Genomic DNA, 18247 nt, shown 5'->3' on the forward strand with positions numbered 1-18247 from the left:
GCGTCCCGGTGTGCGGGTCGCCGCGCTGTTCGCGTCCCGGTGTGCGGGTCGCCGCGCTGTTCGCGTCCCGGTGTGCGGGTCGCCGCGCTGTTCGCGTCCCGGTGTGCGGGTCGCCGCGCTGTTCGCGCCCCGGTGTGTGAGTCGCCGCGCTGTTCGCGTCTGGTTGCGGTCTGCTCGGCAGCGACCCTCGCTCGGCTCCAGGTCGCGGCCGCCCCTCCTGCTCACCGGCCGGCCCCACCGTCGTCGTGAGCGCCCGATAACCACGCTCGGGCCCAGCTCGCCCAGCTCGCCCAGCTCGCCCAGCTCGGCTTGCTCCCAGCGTCGTTGTAGGTGCCGGGTGACCACGGTCAGGCCCAACTTGTCCGGTTCGGGCGGCGTTCACTGTTGTTATGGGGGCCGCTGACCACGGCGTGGCCGCACGCAGTTGTCGTTCGCCGGGGCTTCGAACTGAGGCCCCGGACGGCGAGCGCGGGGCGCTGGGGCGGGGCCCCGGATGACGTACCAAAATAAGGGGTTAATTGGCTTTCGATGGGTTTTCGGGGGTATAAGGAGCGCCGGTCCAGAGATTGGTGGCCGTGCCTTCGGCCACGTGCGCGCCGTAGACCGCGACCTTGTAATCGATGACCTCGCGGAACTTCTGCAAGCGCCGGATCTGCTCGTCCACCCGCTCCCGATGGTCGCGCAGCAGTTCGAGGCGTTCGAGCTCGTTGCCGGAGCCGGCGCGGACCAGGTCGGCGAAGCGTTTGATCTCGCTCAGCGGCATGCCGGTCGCCCGTAGGTTCGTGCAGATCTCCAGCCAGCCCTCATCCTCCTCCCGGTAGACCCGGCGGCCGGCCGAGTCCCGCTCGACCGGGCGGGTCAGCAGGCCGGCCCGCTCGTAGAAGCGCAGCGTGTCCACGCTCAGCCCGGTCCTGCGGGCGATCTCCCCGATGCTCAGCCCGACGTCGTTCATCGGCCGAGCTTAATCCCTCGGGAGGGGGCGCTGGGGTTGTCCACACTGGAGGTCTGTCCACAGGGCGGCGGTGTGATCTTGATTTTTGAGCGGATAATGGCTGGTGGGTGGTCTGCCCCCGGATGGGGTGGGGCCTGTTTCCGGCGGCCTGTTGTCCGGCGGGCTAAGGCTTGTCCAGGTGACCGCCGACCGCTGCCAGCGCCTCCGCGTCCAGCCGCACAGCCCGCCGCTCCGCCGCCGCGTCATGTACGGCCCGCACCGCATACGCCACCAGCTCCGGCTGATCATGGGGGATGCCGTGCCCGGAGTGTTCAGCCACGATCAGCGCCGTCCCGGCGTCTCGCGCCAGGATCCGCTGGCTGGCGAGCCACAGTTCGTCCGCTCCGGGTGGTGGCGGCCCGGGTGCCCAGTGTCCGGGGCTGCGGACGAGGACGAGGGTGGGGGCGGCCGGCGCCGTCGCGTAGAGGACTTCGACCTGTCCGTTGACGATGTCGATCGCGGTGGCGTCGGTGTCGCCGTCGGCACCGTCTTCGGGGGTTTCGGTGCCGGGTACCACGTAGAACTGGGGGAGGGAGCCGTCGACGTGCACGATGCCGGCGACGCGGTGGGCGTGCCGGGCGGCGTAGACGCGGGCGATGAGGCTGCCGATGGAGTGTCCGACGATCACTGCTGGGCCGGTGATGTCGCGGTGGTCGAGGTGGGCGGCCAGTTCGTCGGCGAAGGCGCTGTACGGCAGCGGTGGGTTGGGTGGTGGCCGGTGTGGTGTGGCACCGATGCCGGGCCGGTCGTAGGTGATGGTGGTGTGGCCGGGGAGGTGGTCGAGCACGGGCTGCCAGTATCGTCCGGGCTGCCCCATGGCGCTGATGAACACGATCGGTAGCTGTGACGTCACCTGTTCGAGGGTATCGATGGTTGCCGTGATCCGCCCGGCTCGGAGATCCGAAAAGCATCGATGATGGTAATTGTCGGAAAATCTCCCGGGACCGACAGCGCTGGGCGCATGCTTACGGAATGGCCACTTTGCTGATCGCCGAGGACGACGAGGACATCGCCATCGTCCTGGCCCGGGTCTGCAAGCGGGCCGGCCTGGACGTGCTGCGTGCGCCGGACGGACAGGCCGCGTTCGAGATGATCGTGGAGAAGCATCCGGATGCGCTGCTCACCGATCTCGGCATGCCGCGCATGGACGGCTGGGAGCTGATCCGCAAGGTCCGCGAGCATCCGGAGGTCGGGCACATGCCGGTGGCCATCCTGACCGGGCAGCTCGCGCCGGGTGATCCGCGGGCGGCGGAGGCGGAGGCCTGCGCCGTGCTGCTCAAGCCGTGCCCGAACGATCAGCTGCTGGCGACCATCCGGGCGCTGCTCCAGAACGGTCCGCACGAGCACGATCAGCGCTGCGAAGTTTGAGACCGGTCGTCCCGTGACCGTGCTGGGGGCCGATGCCTTCCTCGGCGCCCTGCTGGAGAGCCTCTCGGCCGGGGTGGTCGCGTGTGACGCCACCGGCCGGGTGGTTCTCGTGAACCGGGCCATGCGCGAGGTCCGGGGCTTTCCGCTGGACGGACCGGTGCCGGAGGACTATGCCGAGAGCAGCGAGCGGGTGCTGGCCAGCCCGGACATGCGGCCGATGCCCTGGGCGCAGACGCCGCTGATGCGCGCGCTGCGAGGCGAGCACATCGTCAGTGAGGACGTGCTGTTCTGCTGTCCGGGGGAGCCGGTGCGGGTTTTCGCCTGCACCTCGCAGCCGATCTACGACGCCGCCAACCGGGTGCTCGGCGCGGTCTCGATCGCCCACGAGGTGACCGCGCTGCGCCGCGCGGAACGGTTCCGGGCCTGTCATTTGGCGGTCGAGCACGTGCTGAAGCGGGCCGCCACGGTCACGGCCGCGGCGCCGGACGTGCTGCGCGCGGTCTCGGTCACGCTCGGCTGGCCCTGCGCCGAACTGTTCCTGATCGACGACGCGGCCGGCTCGGCCCTGCGGTCGGTGGGCCACTGGGATGCCTCGGGGGTCGCCTCGGACGGGTTCTTCGGGCACGTCCCGCGGTTCGGGGAGGGCATCACGGGGCGGGTCTGGGAGACCGGGCGGGCAATCTGGGTACCGGACATCGGGGCAGACCTTTCCCTGCGTACGCCGTACGAGCGCGAACGCGTCCAGATCTGCATCCGCCGCGGTATCCGTACGGTGCTCGCCGTCCCGGTCCACGACGGCACCACCCTGCTCGGCGTGCTCACGTGTTACGCCGGCGCCCAGGAACGCCACGAGGACCTGCTGACCGTGCTGATGGACGGGGTCGCCGCGCAGATCGGCGTGTTCGTGGCGCTGCGCCGGGCCGAGGAACTGGCCCGTCAGCTGGCCCGCGCGCAGAGTGATTTCGTCGACCTGGTCGGCCACGAGATGCGTACGCCGCTGACCTCGATCACGGCGAACGCCACGATTCTCGCCGAGGAGTCGGCCGGGATGGATCACGACGGGCGGCAGATGGCCCGGACGATCGCCCGTAACGCCGCCACGCTGCAGCGGATCGCCGACGCGCTGCTGGATCTGGCCGGGCTCGACGGCGGTCACCTCACGCTGGAGCGCCGCCGGGTCGACCTGGTCGCGGTGGTCACCGACGCGGTCGCCGCGGCCTGCCGGACCGGCCGGTGCGACGGGGTGAGTACGGACCTGCCGCCGGAGCTTTACGTGCCGGGCGACCCGGACCGGCTCCGTCAGGTCCTCGACGACCTGCTGGCCAACGCCATCAGGTACAGCCCGCCGGGCGCCCCGATCCAGATCGTGCTGCGGGCCGGCGAGACCGTCGCCGAGCTGTCGATCGCCGACACCGGCATCGGCACCCCGGAGGCCGAACGGGACCGGGTCTTCGACCGGTTCTTCCGCGGCAGCAACGTCCGCCATCAGGGGACGCACGGCAGCGGCCTGGGGCTGAGCCTGGCCCGCGCGATCGTCCACCTGCACGGCGGCACGATCCGCCTCACCGGGAACCACCCCACCGGCACGGTCGTCTCGGTGCGGCTGCCGACGTCGTGATCCGGCACCCCGATCGCATCGACGGGGCGGAATCCTGCGATCTCCCGTGCGATGCCGGCCGCCCGGCGATCCGCCGGACACTGAACGTCCACATCGGATCGCGGATTCGTGCGCTTCACACGGCTCCTCGCCGGCGCTGATCAGCGTTCCGGCCCGGTGGTGACACCGGGCCGGACGTCGGCGAGCCGTTACGTCAGCGGTCCCAGGCGTCGAGCAACGCCGTCCCGTGCAGCCCGGCGTTGATCCCCAGCCACCGCGCCGGTTCCGGCTCCCACCGCCGCGACCGGTGGTTCACCCAGGGCAGCCGGGTCAGATCGGTGGAGCGGCCCAGGATCAGGTCGGTCAGGGTCCGCCCGGCCAGGTTGGTCGCGGCCACGCCGTCGCCGACGTAACCACCGGCCCAGGCGATCCCGTCGCGCAGTCCCACGCTCGGCATCCAGTCCCGCGGGATGCCGAGAGGACCACCCCAGCGGTACGCCACCGGCACCTGGATCCCGAACAGCTCGCTCAACGTGTGCCGGAGTTTCCCGAACACCGCCGGCACCCGGTCGAACTCGGGCCGCACCCGTGACCCGAAGTGGTACGGCGCCCCGCGCCCGCCGAACGCCAGCCGGTCGTCCGCGGTCCGCTGCCCGTAAATGATCATGCGGCGTTCGTCCGTGAACGTCTCCCGCCGCTTGAGCCCGATCCGCTCCCACACGTCGGCCGGCAGTGGCTCGGTCGCGATCATCAGCGAGTAGACCGGTGCCACCTCCCGCCGGTATCCGGGCAGCTCGGGCGTGTACCCCTCGAGCGCCCGCACCACCGTGTCGGCCCGGACCGTCCCGCGGTCGGTGACGACCTCACCGGCGGTCAGCGACAGCACCCGGGTGTCCTCGTGGATCGTCACGCCCAGTCGTTCGACCTCGGCCGCCAGCCCGCGGACCAGTTTGCCCGGGTGCAGCGCCGCGCAGTGCTCGCTGTAGACGCCGCCGAGCACCCCGGTCGCGTTGCAGATCGCGCGCGTCTCGTCGGCGTCGAGCCGATCGGCCGGCGCTCGGCGCAACTGGCCGGGGGAACGGATCAGCGAGATCACCCCGCCCTTGGCGTAGTCGCAGTCGATGCCGGCCCGCCCGACCTCGTCGACGGCGTCCTCCAGGGCGGCGTGCATGGCCCGGGCGGGCTCCACGCCGTACCGCGAAGAAAGCTTCTTCTCGGAGACGGGGAAGAGGCCGGAGGCCCAGCCCCCGTTGCGCCCGGACGCGCCGAAGCCGCAGAACTCCGCCTCGAGCACGACGATCCGCAGGTCGGGCCGGGCCTTGGCGAGGTAGTACGCCGTCCAGAGACCGGTGTAGCCGCCGCCGGCGATGGCGACGTCGGCGGCGGCGTCCCCGGGGAGCGCGGGGCGTCGCTCGACCGGGCCGAGCGATTCAAGCCAGAAACTCATCTGTTATCTGGTTCCCCAGGCGTAGGTCTGTTTGGCGAGCTTGAGGTACATGAACGTGTCGACGGCGGCGACGCCCTCGATCGTGCGCACCTTCTCGTTGAGCAGGTCGAGCAGGTGCGCGTCGTCGGTGCACACCAGCTCCACCAGCAGGTCGTAGCGCCCGGCGCAGATCACCACATAGTCGACCTCGGGGATCGAGGCGAGCTTGTCGGCGATCTCCCGCAGGTCCCCGTTCACCCGCAGGCCGACCATCGCCTGCCGGGCGAAGCCCAGGGTGAGCGGGTCGGTGACGGCGACGATCTGCATCAGCCCGTTGTCGAGGAGCCGCTGCACGCGCTGGCGCACAGCGGCCTCCGACAACCCGATCGTCTTGGCGAGAGTGGCGTATGACATCCGCCCGTCCCGCTGCAGGTGATCGATGATCTGCTTGTTGATCTCGTCCAGGCCCGTCTCGCTCACGGCGCGATTGTTCCCTGTGAGCATGCGTTCGGCTAGTTCCGGAGAGCTTCGCGCAGAATGTCCAGCCCGCGGTGGAGGTCCTCGTCGGAGATGACGAGCGGGGGCAGGAACCGCAGCACGTTGCCGTAGGTGCCACAGGTCAGCGTCAGCAGACCGGCCTCGTGACACGCTCGGGAGACCGCAGCCGTGCGAACCGGATCCGGTGCGAGCGTGCCCGGCCGGTTCAGCTCGACGGCCATCATCGCGCCGCGGCCCCGGATCTCGGCGATGCCCGGAACATCGCTGAGAGCGGTGATGATCCCGGCCTCGATCCGCTGTGCGGCCGCAGTCAGATCCAGCTCACGCATCGTCTCGATGGCCGCGAGTGCCGCGGCGCAGGCGACCGGGTTCCCGCCGTAGGTCCCGCCGAGCCCGCCCGCGTGCACCGCGTCCATCAGGTCCGCCCGCCCCACGACCCCGGCGATCGGCAGCCCACCGCCCATCCCCTTGGCCGTGGTGATCAGGTCCGGTTCCAGGCCCTCGTGCTCGGAGGCGAACCACTGCCCGGTCCGGCAGAACCCGGTCTGGATCTCGTCGGCGATGAAGACCGCCCCGGCCTCGGCCGCCCAGGCGGCAAGAGCAGGAAGAAAACCCGGCGCCGGTACGACGAAACCGCCCTCGCCCTGGATCGGTTCGATCAGCACCGCCGCGACGTTGCCGGCCCCGACCTGCTTCTCGATCACGTCGATCGCCCGGCGGGCCGCCCCGGGGCCGTCCAGACCGCCGTCACGCAGCGGATACGACATCGGGGCCCGGTACACCTCCGGCGCGAACGGCCCGAACCGGTGCTTGTACGGCATGTTCTTCGCGGTCAGCGCCATCGTCAGGTTCGTCCGGCCGTGGTAGGCGTGGTCGAACACCACGACCGCCTGCCGTCCGGTGGCGTGCCGTGCGATCTTGACGGCGTTCTCCACCGCCTCGGCCCCGGAGTTGAACAGCGCCGCCCGCTTCTCGAACGAGCCCGGGGTCAGGTCGATCAACTGCTCACAGACGGCGACGTACGACTCGTACGGCGCGACCATGAAACAGGTGTGCGTGAACCGCTCGACCTGGGCCCGGACCGCCTCGACGACCTTCGGTGCGGCGTTGCCGACGTTGGTGACGGCGATGCCGGACGCGAAGTCGATCCACTCCCGCCCGTCCACGTCGGTCAGCGTGCCGCCGCCGGCGTGGTCGACGTAGGCGGAGATGGTGGACCCCACGCCCCGGGCCACCGCGGCGACCCGTCGTTTGTGCAGATCGGCTGACGACATCAGGCCCCCACGTTGTGCATGACGTGCTTGATGCGGGTGTAGTCCTCCAGGCCGTACACGGAAAGGTCCTTGCCGTGCCCGGAGTGCTTGAACCCGCCGTGCGGCATCTCGGCGACGAGCGGGATGTGGCAGTTGACCCACACGCAGCCGAAGTCGAGCCGCTGGGTCATCCGCATCGCGCGGCCGTGGTCCTTGGTCCAGACGCTGGAGGCGAGCGCGTAGTCGACGCCGTTGGCCCAGCGCACCGCCTCGTCCTCGTCGGTGAACTGCTGCACGGTGATGACCGGGCCGAACACCTCGTTCTGGATGATCTCGTCGTCCTGCCGGAGACCGGCCACGACGGTCGGTGACCAGAAGAAGCCGCGGTCGCCGACCCGCGAGCCACCGGCCTCGATCGAGGCGTGGTCGGGCAGCCGGTCGATGAAGCCGCTGACGCGGGCCAGCTGGTTCGCGTTGTTGACCGGGCCGTAGAGCACGTCCTCGTCGTCCGGCGCGCCGGTCTTCGTGGCCTTGGCCTGCTCGGCCAGCGCCGCGACGAAGTCGGCGTAGACCGCGGGCGCGACCAGCACACGAGTGGCCGCGGTGCAGTCCTGACCGGCGTTGAAGTAGCCGCCGACCGCGATGTCCGCGGCGGCCGCGGCGATGTCGGCGTCCTCGAAGACCACGACCGGGGCCTTGCCGCCCAGCTCCAGGTGGGTGCGCTTGAGATCGGCGGCGGCGCTGCCGGCCACCTCCATGCCGGCCCGGACCGAGCCGGTGATCGACACCATCCGCGGGGTCCGGTGCTCGACCAGGGCGCGGCCGGTGTCCCGGTCGCCGAGCAGCACGTTGAAGACGCCGGCCGGGAAGAACTCGGCGGCGATCTCGGCCAGCAGCACGCTGGTGACCGGGGTGGTGTCGGACGGCTTGAGCACCACGGTGTTGCCCGCGGCGAGCGCCGGCGCGATCTTCCAGACCGCCATCATCAGCGGGTAGTTCCACGGTGTGACCTGGGCGCAGACGCCGATCGGCTCGCGCCGCACATAGCTCTCGAACCCGTTCAGGTACTGCCCGGCCGAGCGGCCCTCCAGCACGCGGGCGGCGCCGGCGAAGAACCGGATCTGGTCGACCGCGGGCGGCAGCTCCTCGCCGGCGGTCAGACCGAGCGGCTTGCCGGTGTTCTGCGACTCGGCGGCGACCAGCTCGTCCGCACGGGCCTCGACCGCGTCGGCGAACTTCAGCAGCGCCCTCTGCCGGTCCCCGGGGGTCGTGGTGCGCCATTCCTCGAACGCGGAGGCGGCGGCCGCCATCGCCCGGTCGACATCCTCGGGGCCGGAGACCGGGGCGGACGCGAAGACCTCACCGGTGGTCGGGTCGACGAGGTCCGAGTACCGCCCGTCGGCGGGCGCGACCGCGGCGCCGGCGACGAAGTTGTGCAGTTGCTTCTTGGCGGTCATCCGGCCTCCAGGTTCGGGTTCAGTGCATGCCGCCCCATCTTTTCCACTGATTCCGTGGCGAGCAAGGGGGAGCAGGCACTTTTCCGTGTTTCCGGCGTTGTTCGAAGGTGTGTCAGTGACGTCGGTGGACGGCCAGCACCGCCACGTCGTCCACGGGCTGCTCCGCGCCGGTCGCGGCCATCACCGTCGCGCAGACCCGCTCCGCATTCTCCGCCCGGACGGCCCCGGTGAGGCGCGCCAATCCGATATCGATCACCTCGTCGCGGCGCTCGATCAGCCCGTCGGTGTAGCAGAACAGCATCGCCCCCGGCGGGAACGCGATCGTCGCGCTGCGCCGCGCCCGGGACGACCGGCCCATGCCGAGCGGCGGATCGACCGGCATCTCGGCCAGCTCGGCCGTGCAGCTCGGCCGGGCCAGGACCGGGCGCAGGTGGCCGGCGCTGGACAGCACGATCCGGTCCCGCTCCGGGCTGATCATCGCGTAGAGCGCGGTGGTGAGGCTGCCCGCCTCGAAATGGTGCACCTTGCGGTTGAGCAGCGTGAGGGCTTCCGCCGGGTCGTCGCAGATCAGCGCGTACGCCCGGAGAGCGCTCCGGATCCGCCCCATCACCACGGCCGAGGCGAGGCCGTGGCCGGACACGTCACCGATCACCGCGCCCAGCCAGCCGGTGGGGAGCGGGAAAACGTCGTACCAGTCGCCGCCGATGCCGAACGCGTGGCCCGGCACGTAGCGCGCGGCCAGCTCGACCCCGGCGATCTCCGGCAGGCGCGACGGCAGCAGGCTGCGCTGCAGGGCGAGCGCGGTCGCCTGATCGAGCCGCCCCGGCCGGGCCCGCCTCCCGGCGGACCCGGCCGGGGCGTCCGTGTCGATCAGGCCCCGGACCCGGTCCAGCAACTCGTCGAGCAGATCGGCGGGGCCGAGGCGGCCGGGAGCCGCCCCGAGCCGCCGCAGCCGCTCGTCGTCGCCGATGCGTCCGGGCACGATGTCAGCCTAGTGGCCGCTCAGCGGGGCGGACGGCAACCGGCGGTCACGATCCGATCGGCCGGACCGTTCCGGGGGTGGTCAACCGGCGCTCCGCACCGGCCGGGCGGACCGGGCCGGTCAGCCGGACGGTCGCCTGGCAGGGCAGGTCCCCGGCCGACGTACCGACGAGAACCCGCAGGTCACCGGGCTCCACGATGCGTGTCAGGTCGCGGCCGGTGAACGCCGCCCGGTCGGTGTGGACCGAGAACGTCACCTCCGCGCCCGCACCGGCGGCGAGCTCGACGCGCCGGAAACCGGACAGTTGGAGTACCGGACGGGTGACCGTGGCGACCGGGTCGGAGAGGTAGAGCTGCACCACCTCGGAACCGTCCCGTTCGCCGGTGTTGCGCACCCGCACGGTCACCTCGAACTCGCCGTCGGTCGGCACCTGGTCGGCGCTGACCCGCAGCTCGTCCACCTCGAACGTGGTGTAGGACCGGCCGTGCCCGAACGGGTAGAGCGGCACCGGGTCCAGGTTGCTTACCCCGCTGTGGGTGGCACCCAGGATCGGCTGCAGATACGTCCCCGGCTGCCCGCCCGGGTGGCGCGGGATCTGCACCGGCAGCTTGCCGCTCGGCTGGATCCGCCCGCTGAGTACCCCGGCGATCGCGGCGCCACCGGCCTGGCCGGGCATGAACGCCTGGACCAGCCCGGCGACCCGGCCGTCCAGGTCGCCCAGCGCGTAGGGCCGGCCGGAGACCACCACCACGACCACCGGCGTGCCGGTGGACAGCAGTTCCTCGATCAGGTCGGCCTGGACGCCGGGCAGGCGCAGGTCCTCGGCGTCGCAGCCCTCACCGGACGTGCCCTTGCCGAACAGCCCGGCCAGGTCGCCGACGAACACGACGGCCAGGTCCGCGCCGCGGGCCGCCTCGGCCGCCTCGGCGAAACCGCTGCGGTCCTCGCCGCTGACCTCGCAGCCCTTGGCGTAGGTGATGTCGTTGGCCGGGAACTCGGCGCGCAGACCGTCCAGCGCGGTGGGGATGTCCAGCCCGAGGCCGAGCTGCGGATAGCGCGGGAGCACGTGGTTGGGGAACGCGTAGCAGCCCAGGAACGTCCGGGCGTCGTCGGCGCACGGGCCGATCGCGGCGATCCGGAACGGTTCGGTGACCGGCAGCGCGGTGCCCGTCTCCAGCAGCACGATCGACCGCTCGGCCAGGTCGATGGCGATCTGCTGGTTCTCGGGGGCGTTCAGGTCGGTGAACTCGGCGGCGGTCACCGACGACTCCGGCGTCCAGCCCGGGTCGAGCAGGCCCAGCTCGGCCTTCTGTGTGAGCAGGCGGCGGACGGCCCGGTCGACCAGCTCCTCCGGCACCTCGCCGCGGCGGACCCGCTCGACCAGCCCGGCGCCGTAGCCGATGGTGTCGGGCAGCTCGACGTCGATGCCGGCCTCCAGGGCGAGCGCGCCGGCGCCGGTGTTGTCCTCGGCGACGCCGTGCATCAGGGCCAGGAACGGGATCGCCCAGTAGTCCGAGACGACCGTGCCGGTGAAGCCCCACTCGTCCCGCAGCACGTCGGTGAGCAGCCACGAGTCGGCGCCCGCGGGGACACCGTCGACGTCGGAGTAGGAGTTCATCACCGAGCGGACACCACCCAGTTTGACCGCCATCTCGAACGGCGGCAGCACCACGTCGATCAGCTCGCGGCGGCCCATCGCCACCGGGCCGTGGTTACGGGCGCCACGCGAGGCCGAGTAACCGGCGAAGTGCTTCAGCGTGGCGATCACCCCACCGGCCTGAAGACCACGGACGTACGCCGAACCGACCGTCGACACCAGGTAGGGGTCCTCGCCGATGGTCTCCTCCACCCGCCCCCACCGGTAGTCGCGCACCACGTCGAGCACGGGGGAGAGCCCCTGGTGCACGCCGAGCGCGGCCATGTCGCGGCCGATCGCGGTGGCCATCCGCTCGATCAGCTCCGGGTCGAACGTGGCGCCCCACGCGATCGCGGCCGGGTAGACGGTCGCGCCCAGCGCGGTGAACCCGGTCAGGCACTCCTCGTGGACCAGCGCCGGGATGCCGAGCCGGGACGCCATCACGACACGCTGCTGACGGATCAGTTCGGCCGCGCCCTCGGCCGGGGTGAGCGGCACACTCCCGTACACCCGGGTGAGGTGACCGAGACCGTGCTGGGCCGCGACCTCCAGCGGAACCGTGCCGCCGGCGGCGAAGACGTCCTGCATCGGGGCGACGTTGTGCTGTTCCTCCGGGTCATACCCGTCGTCGTGCCCGTCGTCGCCCATGTCGTTGCCGACCCAGCGGCTGCCCAGCTGTGCGACCTTCTCCTCGAGGGTCATCTCGGCGAGCAGTGCCTCCACGCGGTCCGCGACCGGCCGCGCCGGGTCACGCCACGGCTGGGTCACCTGTTCAGTGGTCAACGTTTCCTCCGATTGGTCCCCGAAAGTTTCGGGTGCCTTGAGCTGCGTGCCGATGAGCGAAAAGGCCCTGACGGCGCTGCCTACTCTCGCGCTCCGGGCACGGTTACGGCAAGGGCCTTGACACCTGTCACAGCGAAACCCTACGTTAACGAAACCTCGCGTTAATTTGCGGCTGTCACTCGAAAGTTCCGGAACTCGGTGACCGCCGTCGCCATCGCTATATCACCCCCCGCGGCTTGCCGCGGCTTGCTTCGAGTACGGAGAAAAGCGTGAAGCGCAGGAATTTTCTGAGTCTCACCGCGGGTGCTGCCGCGGCCACCGGTCTCGCCGCGTGCGGCAGCTCCGGCCCGGCGGACACCACCGGGGGCGGCTCCGGTGGCGGGGACGCCGCCACCTACTGGTTCCTCAGCGGCCCGCCCGGTGAGCCGATCCGCCAGGGCGCGGTCGACCGGTTCAACAAGGCGAACTCCGGTAACCAGGTCAAGGTCACCGCGATCCAGAACGACACGTACAAGGACAAGCTGAAGACCGCGATCGGTGCCGGCCAGGCCCCCAGCATCATCTGGGGCTGGGGTGGCGGCGGCCTGAAGAGCTACGTCGACGCCGGCCAGGTCGACGATCTGACCGACTGGTTCGCGCAGAACGCCGCGGTCAAGAACAAGCTGTTCCCGGCATCCTTCGGCCCGGCCACGGTGAACGGCAAGATCTACGCGATGCCCGCCGAGACCGTGCAGCCGATCATCATGCTGTACAACAAGGAGGTCTTCGAGAAGGCCGGCGTGCAGAACCCGCCGCAGAGCTGGGCCGAGCTGATGAGCATCCTGCCCAAGTTCATCGACAAGGGCGTCGCGCCGATCTCGCTGGCCGGGGCGTCGCGCTGGACCAACATGATGTGGCTGGAGCTGCTCTTCGACCGCATCGGTGGCCCCGAGGTCTTCAACAACGCCTACGACGGCCAGAAGGACGCCTGGAGCAACCCGGACGCGATCACGGCTCTCACCAAGATCCAGGAGCTGATCAACGCCAAGGGCTTCGTCAAGGGCTTCTCGTCGATCACCGCCGACTCGAACGCCGACCAGGCGCTGCTCTACCGCGGGAAGGCCGCCATGGAGCTGCACGGCTCCTGGTCGTACGGCATCATCAAGGCCGACGGCGGTAACTTCATCAAGGACGGGAAGCTCGGCTTCTTCAACTTCCCGGCGGTCGAGGGCGGCAAGGGCGACCCGACCAACGTCTACGGCAACGCCGGCCAGTTCCTCTCGATCTCCTCCAAGGCCTCGGAGAAGCAGAAGGAGACCGCGAAGAAGTTCTTCGCCAGCATTCTCGACGACACCGAGCAGCAGGGCTGGATCGACTCGGGCGGCGTGCCGATCGTCCAGGGCTCGAACGCGAAGATCGGGTCCTCCCCGGACAAGGACTTCCTCAACTTCATCTACGACGTGTCCAGCAAGGCGAAGAACTTCGGCCAGTCCTGGGACCAGGCGCTGAGCCCGTCCGCCGCCGAGATCCTGCTGCAGAACATCTCGAAGCTGTTCCAGATGCAGATCACTCCGCAGCAGTTCGCCACCAACATGAATGCGACCATCGGCAAATGACGATTGCACCGCCTGTAGTGCGGTCCGCTCCGCCCGCCGCGTCCAGCGGCGGGCGGAGCGTGTCCGTCTCCTGGATGGCGTGGCCGGCACTGGTCGCGTTCACGATCTTCGGGATCATCCCGCTCGTCGGTGTCCTGGTGCTCAGCTTCTCCTCGTGGAGCGGCCTGACGCAGAACGTCCCGTTCAGCGGTCTGGACAGCTGGAAATCCACCCTGACCGATCCCGGCCTGCCGCACGCGCTCTGGGTCACCTTCCTGATCATGGCGCTCTCCTGGCTGGCGCAGACCCCGCTGTCGATCCTTCTCGGGGTCTTCATCGCGGCGCACTCGCGGTACCGCAGCGTACTCGCGGTCCTCTTCTTCATCCCGCTGCTGCTCAGCCAGGCGGCCATCGCGATCACCTACAAGATGCTGCTCGACCCGAACTTCGGGCTCGGTGCCAGCCTCGGCTGGGGCTTCCTCCAGCAGGACTGGCTCGGCGAGGGCAAACTCGCCATCGGCGTGGTCATCTTCGTGGTGTCCTGGCAGTGGATCCCGTTCCACTCGCTGATCTACCAGGGTGGCGTCCGGCAGATCCCGGCCGCGATGTACGAGGCCGCCGAGCTCGACGGTGCCGGCCGGGTGCGCAAGTTCTTCAGCATCACGCTGCCGCAGCTGAAGTACACGATCATCACATCGTCGACGCTGATGGTGGTCGGTTCGCTGACCTTCTTCGACTTGATCTGGGTGCTCACCGCCGGCGGTCCCGCCGATGCCACCCGGGCCCTCGCGGTCGACATGTACGTGCGTGGCTTCCGGACCGGCCAGATGGGCCCGGCCAGCGCCATCGCGGTGATCCTGGTGCTGCTCGGCCTGGGCCTGGCCCTGCTGGTGCGCCGGCTCGGCGGCCGGGACGCGACCGAGAGCCAGCTGGAAGGAATGTAAGATGACGATCGTGCTCGACAGCCGGAAGGCGGGCAACGCGGCCCACGCGGCCCCGCCCCCGTCCCGCCGGCGTCCCCGGTGGATGCAGCACAACTGGTTCGGCGGGCTCGCCGGCTGGCTGTGGCTCGTGATCGTGCTGGTCCCGATCTACTGGATCGTGATCACCAGCTTCAAGCTGCAGGCCGACTACTTCTCCACGAACCCGCTGGTCCCGCCGTCCTCACCGTCGCTGGAGAACTACCGGTTCGTCCTGGAGAACCACTTCGTCCGGTACTTCTTCAACAGCGTCATCGTCACCCTGGGCGCGGTCGTGCCCGCGGTCGTCGTGTCGTTCATGGCCGCTTACGCCGTGGTGCGGGGCAGCGCGGCGAGCCGGTTCCTGCGTACCGTCAATGCGGTCTTCCTGATGGGTCTGGCGATCCCGCTGCAGGCAGTGATCATCCCGGTCTACCTGATGATCATCAAGCTCAAGATGTACGACACTCTCGGGGCGATCATCCTGCCGTCGATCGCGTTCGCCATCCCGCTGTCGGTGCTGGTGCTCTCCAACTTCATCCGCGACATCCCGAAGGAACTCTTCGAGTCGATGCGGGTGGACGGCGCCACCGAATGGGGCACGCTGTGGCGTCTCGCCCTGCCGCTGACCCGCCCGGCGCTGGTCACCGTCACGATCTACCAGGGCCTGCAGGTGTGGAACGGCTTCCTGCTCCCGCTCATCCTGACGCAGAGCCCGGAACGGCGCGTGCTGCCGCTGGCCCTCACCGCGTTCCAGGGCCAGTACAACATCAACATCCCGGCGGTGCTCGCGTCGGTGGTCCTCACGACCCTGCCGATCCTGATCCTCTACGTGGTCGGCCGTCGCCAGCTGCTCAGCGGTCTCACGGCCGGCTTCGGCAAGTAGACCCGCCGCCGCCCAGCCGGCCCCACCCTTCCCGGGTCGGGCCGGCTGTTCCGTACCCGGGGCCCCGCAGCTCACCCCGGCAGTGCGGCACCGCCTCACCCGCAACCCCACAAACCCTTTTCCCGTACGCCTGATGCCCCGTCCCGTGCGAATCCCGGGCAGCCCCCGTCCGTTCGGCTCACCCCGCGCCGTCGGCCCCCGGCTGGCTCTCAGAGGTGCTTCCCGTCGCCCCGCCGCTCCGCCGCCCCGTCGCTCCGTCGCTCCGTCGCTCCGTCGCTCCGCCGCCCCGCCGGCTTCCCGGCTGGCTCTCAGAGGTGCTTCCTGCCGCCGATGGACCTGCGGCGGGAGCGGGCGAACGGGTGTAGGTGCGGTGGGCAGGTGGAGCGGCGGGGATGGGTCAGAGGCTGGTCTGGGGGCGGGTCTCGGCGAGGGACTTGGTGCTTTCGCGGACTATCAGCTTCGTGACCAGCTCGACGCGCGGAGTTTCGATGGTCTCGCCGCGGGACAGGCGCAGGATCGTGCGGGCGGCGAGGGCGCCCATCTCGGCGAGCGGCTGGCGGATCGTGGTCAGCGGCGGAGAGGACCAGCACGCGTCGGGCAGGTCGTCGAAGCCGATGACGCTCAGGTCATCCGGCACGCGCAGGCCGCGGCGTCGGGCCGCCTCGTAGACGCCGAGGGCCATCTGGTCACTGGACGCGAAGATGGCGGTCGGCCGGTCGGGACGGTCGAGCAGCCGGCCACCGGCCAGATAGCCCGACTCGTTCCGGAAGTCGCCCTGCTCCATCAGGCTCGGGTCGACCGGGACGCCGGCCGCCTCCATTGCCGCGCGGAAGCCGTCGAGCCGGGCGCGGCTGCACAGCAGATCTTTCGGCCCGGCGATGAAGCCGATGCGCCGGTGACCGAGACCGATCAGGTGGTCGGTGGCGGTGCGCCCGCCGGACCAGTTGGTCGCCCCGATCGTCGGCACGTCGGTGGCGGCACCGCCGGCCGGGTCGATGATCACGACGGGGACGCGCAGGCGGTGCAGCTCGCTGTGCACCGGCTCGGCCACGTCGGACGTCACGAACACCACCCCGTCGGAGGCGCGGGCTCGCAGGTTCTGCAGCCACTGGCGGGTGGCGGTGGTGCGCCGGTGGACCTGGGAGACGACGGTGCCGACGCCGGCGGCGTGGGTCACGTCCTCCACACCGCGCACCAGCTCCAGCGCCCAGGGGCTGTCCAGGTCGTTGAAGACGAGGTCGATCAGCCGGGCTCGCCCGGAATGCCGAGAGTTGCGAGGACGGTAGTCGTGCTCGCGCAGCAGCCGCTCGATGAGCTCGCGGGTCCCCGGGGAGACGTCGGAGCGCCCGTTGAGCACGCGGGAGACGGTGGGCACCGAGACGCCGGCGGCGTCCGCGATGGCCGCGATGGTGACCCGTTGCTTGCCGGCAACCATGGGGGCGCGCTCCTTACCGCCGGGGTGCAATGCCTGCAACTTCCGGGCCCGGCCCCGAAATCATGCCATGGCTACCCATGAGTTCAACACGCTGGAAAGTGACCGTTTTCTGTTAACCGGTTAAGCTCAGCCAGCGGTTTTGTCCTGGGAGCGCTTCCGTCGCGGTACCCGAAAGTTTCGGAGAGCGCTCCCATCGGTGCCCTGCAAACGCGACGTTGCAGGTCAGCGCTTGGTTGCGCATTGCAGCGCTGCAGAGAATTGTGGCGGACACGGCCATGTCCGTTCACTGAACCGCCGGTGACGCACCTCATGATTGGTAAGGCGCGGTTCGCCCGTCCGGTGCGCCGCGCGCTCCGTCACCACTCCACACGACCGCGTCCGGCGTCCGGGCACCGCCCCGGCCGCCGGTGACGCGCATCCCAGGTGTCAGAGGTCGTTCGGGCTGAAGTGCATGTAATCGCTTGGTGCTTGATCGCGTACCTGCTTAAGGTGCTTCACAGGGCCGACTACCTGCGTTTTAATACGTCAGTTCTAGTCGATAGTAGTCAATGCCGGGCGACGTTTAACGGCCCCTCCGCGGCCCAGGCGGCCCAGAGACGGCCCAGGTTAGTTCGTCGCGGTGGTGCTGTCCCGGCGAGCCACCTGGTCGCGAGCCTGCTGCGGCAGAGAGTCGAAAAGCGCCTGTGCGTGCGAGGGGATGCTGATCATCTGATCAACTACCACATTGATCAGACGGAACAGCCCCGGCAACAACATCAGGTCATCGTCAACATCGATCTGGCCCGGATGAACGGCGTTGTTACCTACAACTCTGAGTACGTCCATGGCTTGTTGGGTCTGCGGCCGCAAACCGTTTTCAACCAGCTTGCCGATTTTGGAGTTGATGTCACCGCGTCCAGGAACAAGGTGGTCAACCAGCATTTGCAAGGCAAGCCTCAGGAGGGCGGCTGCACTACGGCGCGATACGGCGGCCACGGCTTGAGCTTCCTCGTAGATCGCGCGCACATCACCGGGCATGTCCTGTTCTGCGGGTTCCCCGATAATCCCCCGTGGATAGGCCATCACCCAGTCCTCACCGACCTGTCGCCACAAGATGGGCTCGTCGCAGGCGGTGCAGCAGTGAGCGGCCCACCCCTGGATCCAGGCCTGGGTGTTGGTCGGTTGCCAGAGAAGACCGGTTTCCCGCTGCACTGCGTAAGTGCCACATGCTGGGTGGGGGCAGGTGAAACGGTCTTTCTCTTTCGCTGGTTCGGTCATCGCCGTCACCGCAAGATTGTCGCACTTCGTTCGTCCGGACAACCGAATGGACTCGGGTCGGTTCAAGGCATCCCGTTGCGTAGACCACCGCTCAGCCGGACCGTTTCTGCCTGGCCGCCTAGGGAGGGCGCGGCACGTCCAGTTG

The 18247-nt window shown here is 69.8% G+C and carries 15 protein-coding genes; 5 read left to right on the top strand and 10 right to left on the bottom strand.

Annotation, left to right across the window (positions count from 1 at the left end):
* Window positions 1-514 precede the first annotated feature (514 nt).
* Window positions 515-952: a MerR family transcriptional regulator gene (locus ACH442_RS40885; RefSeq protein WP_396343514.1), complete on the bottom strand. Its 438-nt coding sequence runs from the start codon at window positions 950-952 to the stop codon at window positions 515-517.
* A 163-nt stretch (window positions 953-1115) separates the two neighbouring features.
* Window positions 1116-1844 (bottom strand): alpha/beta fold hydrolase, encoded by a 729-nt coding sequence (locus ACH442_RS40890; protein ID WP_396343515.1) that lies wholly within the window; start codon window positions 1842-1844, stop codon window positions 1116-1118.
* Window positions 1845-1963: 119 nt separating this feature from the next.
* Here ACH442_RS40890 and ACH442_RS40895 point away from each other — a divergent pair, with 119 nt between their 5' ends.
* Together ACH442_RS40895 and ACH442_RS40900 are read left to right on the top strand one after the other, a co-directional pair.
* Window positions 1964-2359, top strand: a complete 396-nt coding sequence (locus ACH442_RS40895; RefSeq protein WP_396343516.1) for a response regulator — start codon at window positions 1964-1966, stop codon at window positions 2357-2359.
* Between the two features lie 13 nt (window positions 2360-2372).
* Window positions 2373-3977: an ATP-binding protein gene (locus ACH442_RS40900; protein WP_396343517.1), complete on the top strand. Its 1605-nt coding sequence runs from the start codon at window positions 2373-2375 to the stop codon at window positions 3975-3977.
* Window positions 3978-4170: 193 nt separating this feature from the next.
* On the opposite strand, the gene ACH442_RS40905 is transcribed toward ACH442_RS40900, so the two are convergent.
* The 6 genes from ACH442_RS40905 to ACH442_RS40930 all read right to left on the bottom strand — a co-directional run bounded on the left by ACH442_RS40905 (window position 4171) and on the right by ACH442_RS40930 (window position 11991).
* Window positions 4171-5403 carry an NAD(P)/FAD-dependent oxidoreductase gene (locus ACH442_RS40905; protein ID WP_396343518.1) on the bottom strand — a complete coding sequence of 411 codons (1233 nt, stop codon included), beginning with the start codon at window positions 5401-5403 and terminating at the stop codon, window positions 4171-4173.
* Between the two features lie 3 nt (window positions 5404-5406).
* On the bottom strand, window positions 5407-5886 hold the full coding sequence (locus tag ACH442_RS40910) for an Lrp/AsnC family transcriptional regulator (RefSeq protein WP_396343519.1): 480 nt from the start codon (window positions 5884-5886) through the stop codon (window positions 5407-5409).
* An 8-nt stretch (window positions 5887-5894) separates the two neighbouring features.
* Entirely contained in the window at window positions 5895-7154 is a 1260-nt protein-coding gene (gene gabT / locus ACH442_RS40915) for a 4-aminobutyrate--2-oxoglutarate transaminase (RefSeq protein ID WP_396343520.1), read from the bottom strand.
* Window positions 7154-8590: a gamma-aminobutyraldehyde dehydrogenase gene (locus tag ACH442_RS40920; RefSeq protein WP_396343521.1), complete on the bottom strand. Its 1437-nt coding sequence runs from the start codon at window positions 8588-8590 to the stop codon at window positions 7154-7156. The genes gabT and ACH442_RS40920 overlap by 1 nt, the downstream gene beginning before the upstream one ends.
* Before the next feature lie 112 nt (window positions 8591-8702).
* Window positions 8703-9572, bottom strand: a complete 870-nt coding sequence (locus ACH442_RS40925) for a PP2C family protein-serine/threonine phosphatase (RefSeq protein ID WP_396343522.1) — start codon at window positions 9570-9572, stop codon at window positions 8703-8705.
* Window positions 9573-9618: 46 nt separating this feature from the next.
* Window positions 9619-11991, bottom strand: coding sequence for a beta-glucosidase (locus ACH442_RS40930; RefSeq protein ID WP_396343523.1), 2373 nt, complete (start codon window positions 11989-11991; stop codon window positions 9619-9621).
* A 269-nt stretch (window positions 11992-12260) separates the two neighbouring features.
* On the opposite strand from ACH442_RS40930, the gene ACH442_RS40935 reads away from it, so the two are divergent.
* The 3 genes from ACH442_RS40935 to ACH442_RS40945 are packed head-to-tail and all read left to right on the top strand — an operon-like array spanning window position 12261 to window position 15410.
* The gene (locus ACH442_RS40935; RefSeq protein ID WP_396343524.1) at window positions 12261-13586 is read left to right on the top strand and encodes an extracellular solute-binding protein; all 1326 of its coding nucleotides are present in this window, start codon (window positions 12261-12263) and stop codon (window positions 13584-13586) included.
* Entirely contained in the window at window positions 13583-14509 is a 927-nt protein-coding gene (locus tag ACH442_RS40940; protein ID WP_396343525.1) for a carbohydrate ABC transporter permease, read from the top strand. The genes ACH442_RS40935 and ACH442_RS40940 overlap by 4 nt, the downstream gene beginning before the upstream one ends.
* Before the next feature lies 1 nt (window position 14510).
* Window positions 14511-15410, top strand: coding sequence for a carbohydrate ABC transporter permease (locus ACH442_RS40945; protein ID WP_396343526.1), 900 nt, complete (start codon window positions 14511-14513; stop codon window positions 15408-15410).
* Between the two features lie 397 nt (window positions 15411-15807).
* Here the strand turns inward: ACH442_RS40945 and ACH442_RS40950 are convergent, their stop codons facing one another.
* Window positions 15808-16845, bottom strand: coding sequence for a LacI family DNA-binding transcriptional regulator (locus tag ACH442_RS40950; RefSeq protein WP_396343527.1), 1038 nt, complete (start codon window positions 16843-16845; stop codon window positions 15808-15810).
* 606 nt (window positions 16846-17451) lie between these two features.
* On the bottom strand, window positions 17452-18102 hold the full coding sequence (locus ACH442_RS40955; RefSeq protein ID WP_396343595.1) for a DUF4145 domain-containing protein: 651 nt from the start codon (window positions 18100-18102) through the stop codon (window positions 17452-17454).
* Between the last annotated feature and the right edge of the window lie 145 nt (window positions 18103-18247).

The organism is Actinoplanes sp. NPDC020271 (assembly GCF_044388125.1).
Taxonomy (GTDB): Bacteria; Actinomycetota; Actinomycetes; order Mycobacteriales; family Micromonosporaceae; genus Actinoplanes.

Bases quoted from the DNA above. Each gene is read 5' to 3' on its own strand.
- ACH442_RS40885 (WP_396343514.1), bottom strand. From the start codon at position 952: ATGAACGACGTCGGGCTGAGCATCGGGGAGATCGCCCGCAGGACCGGG.
- ACH442_RS40895 (WP_396343516.1), top strand. From the start codon at position 1,964: ATGGCCACTTTGCTGATCGCCGAGGACGACGAGGACATCGCCATCGTC.
- ACH442_RS40905 (WP_396343518.1), bottom strand. From the start codon at position 5,403: ATGAGTTTCTGGCTTGAATCGCTCGGCCCGGTCGAGCGACGCCCCGCG.
- ACH442_RS40910 (WP_396343519.1), bottom strand. From the start codon at position 5,886: ATGCTCACAGGGAACAATCGCGCCGTGAGCGAGACGGGCCTGGACGAG.
- gabT (WP_396343520.1), bottom strand. From the start codon at position 7,154: ATGTCGTCAGCCGATCTGCACAAACGACGGGTCGCCGCGGTGGCCCGG.
- ACH442_RS40920 (WP_396343521.1), bottom strand. From the start codon at position 8,590: ATGACCGCCAAGAAGCAACTGCACAACTTCGTCGCCGGCGCCGCGGTC.
- ACH442_RS40940 (WP_396343525.1), top strand. From the start codon at position 13,583: ATGACGATTGCACCGCCTGTAGTGCGGTCCGCTCCGCCCGCCGCGTCC.
- ACH442_RS40945 (WP_396343526.1), top strand. From the start codon at position 14,511: ATGACGATCGTGCTCGACAGCCGGAAGGCGGGCAACGCGGCCCACGCG.
- ACH442_RS40950 (WP_396343527.1), bottom strand. From the start codon at position 16,845: ATGGTTGCCGGCAAGCAACGGGTCACCATCGCGGCCATCGCGGACGCC.
- ACH442_RS40955 (WP_396343595.1), bottom strand. From the start codon at position 18,102: ATGACCGAACCAGCGAAAGAGAAAGACCGTTTCACCTGCCCCCACCCA.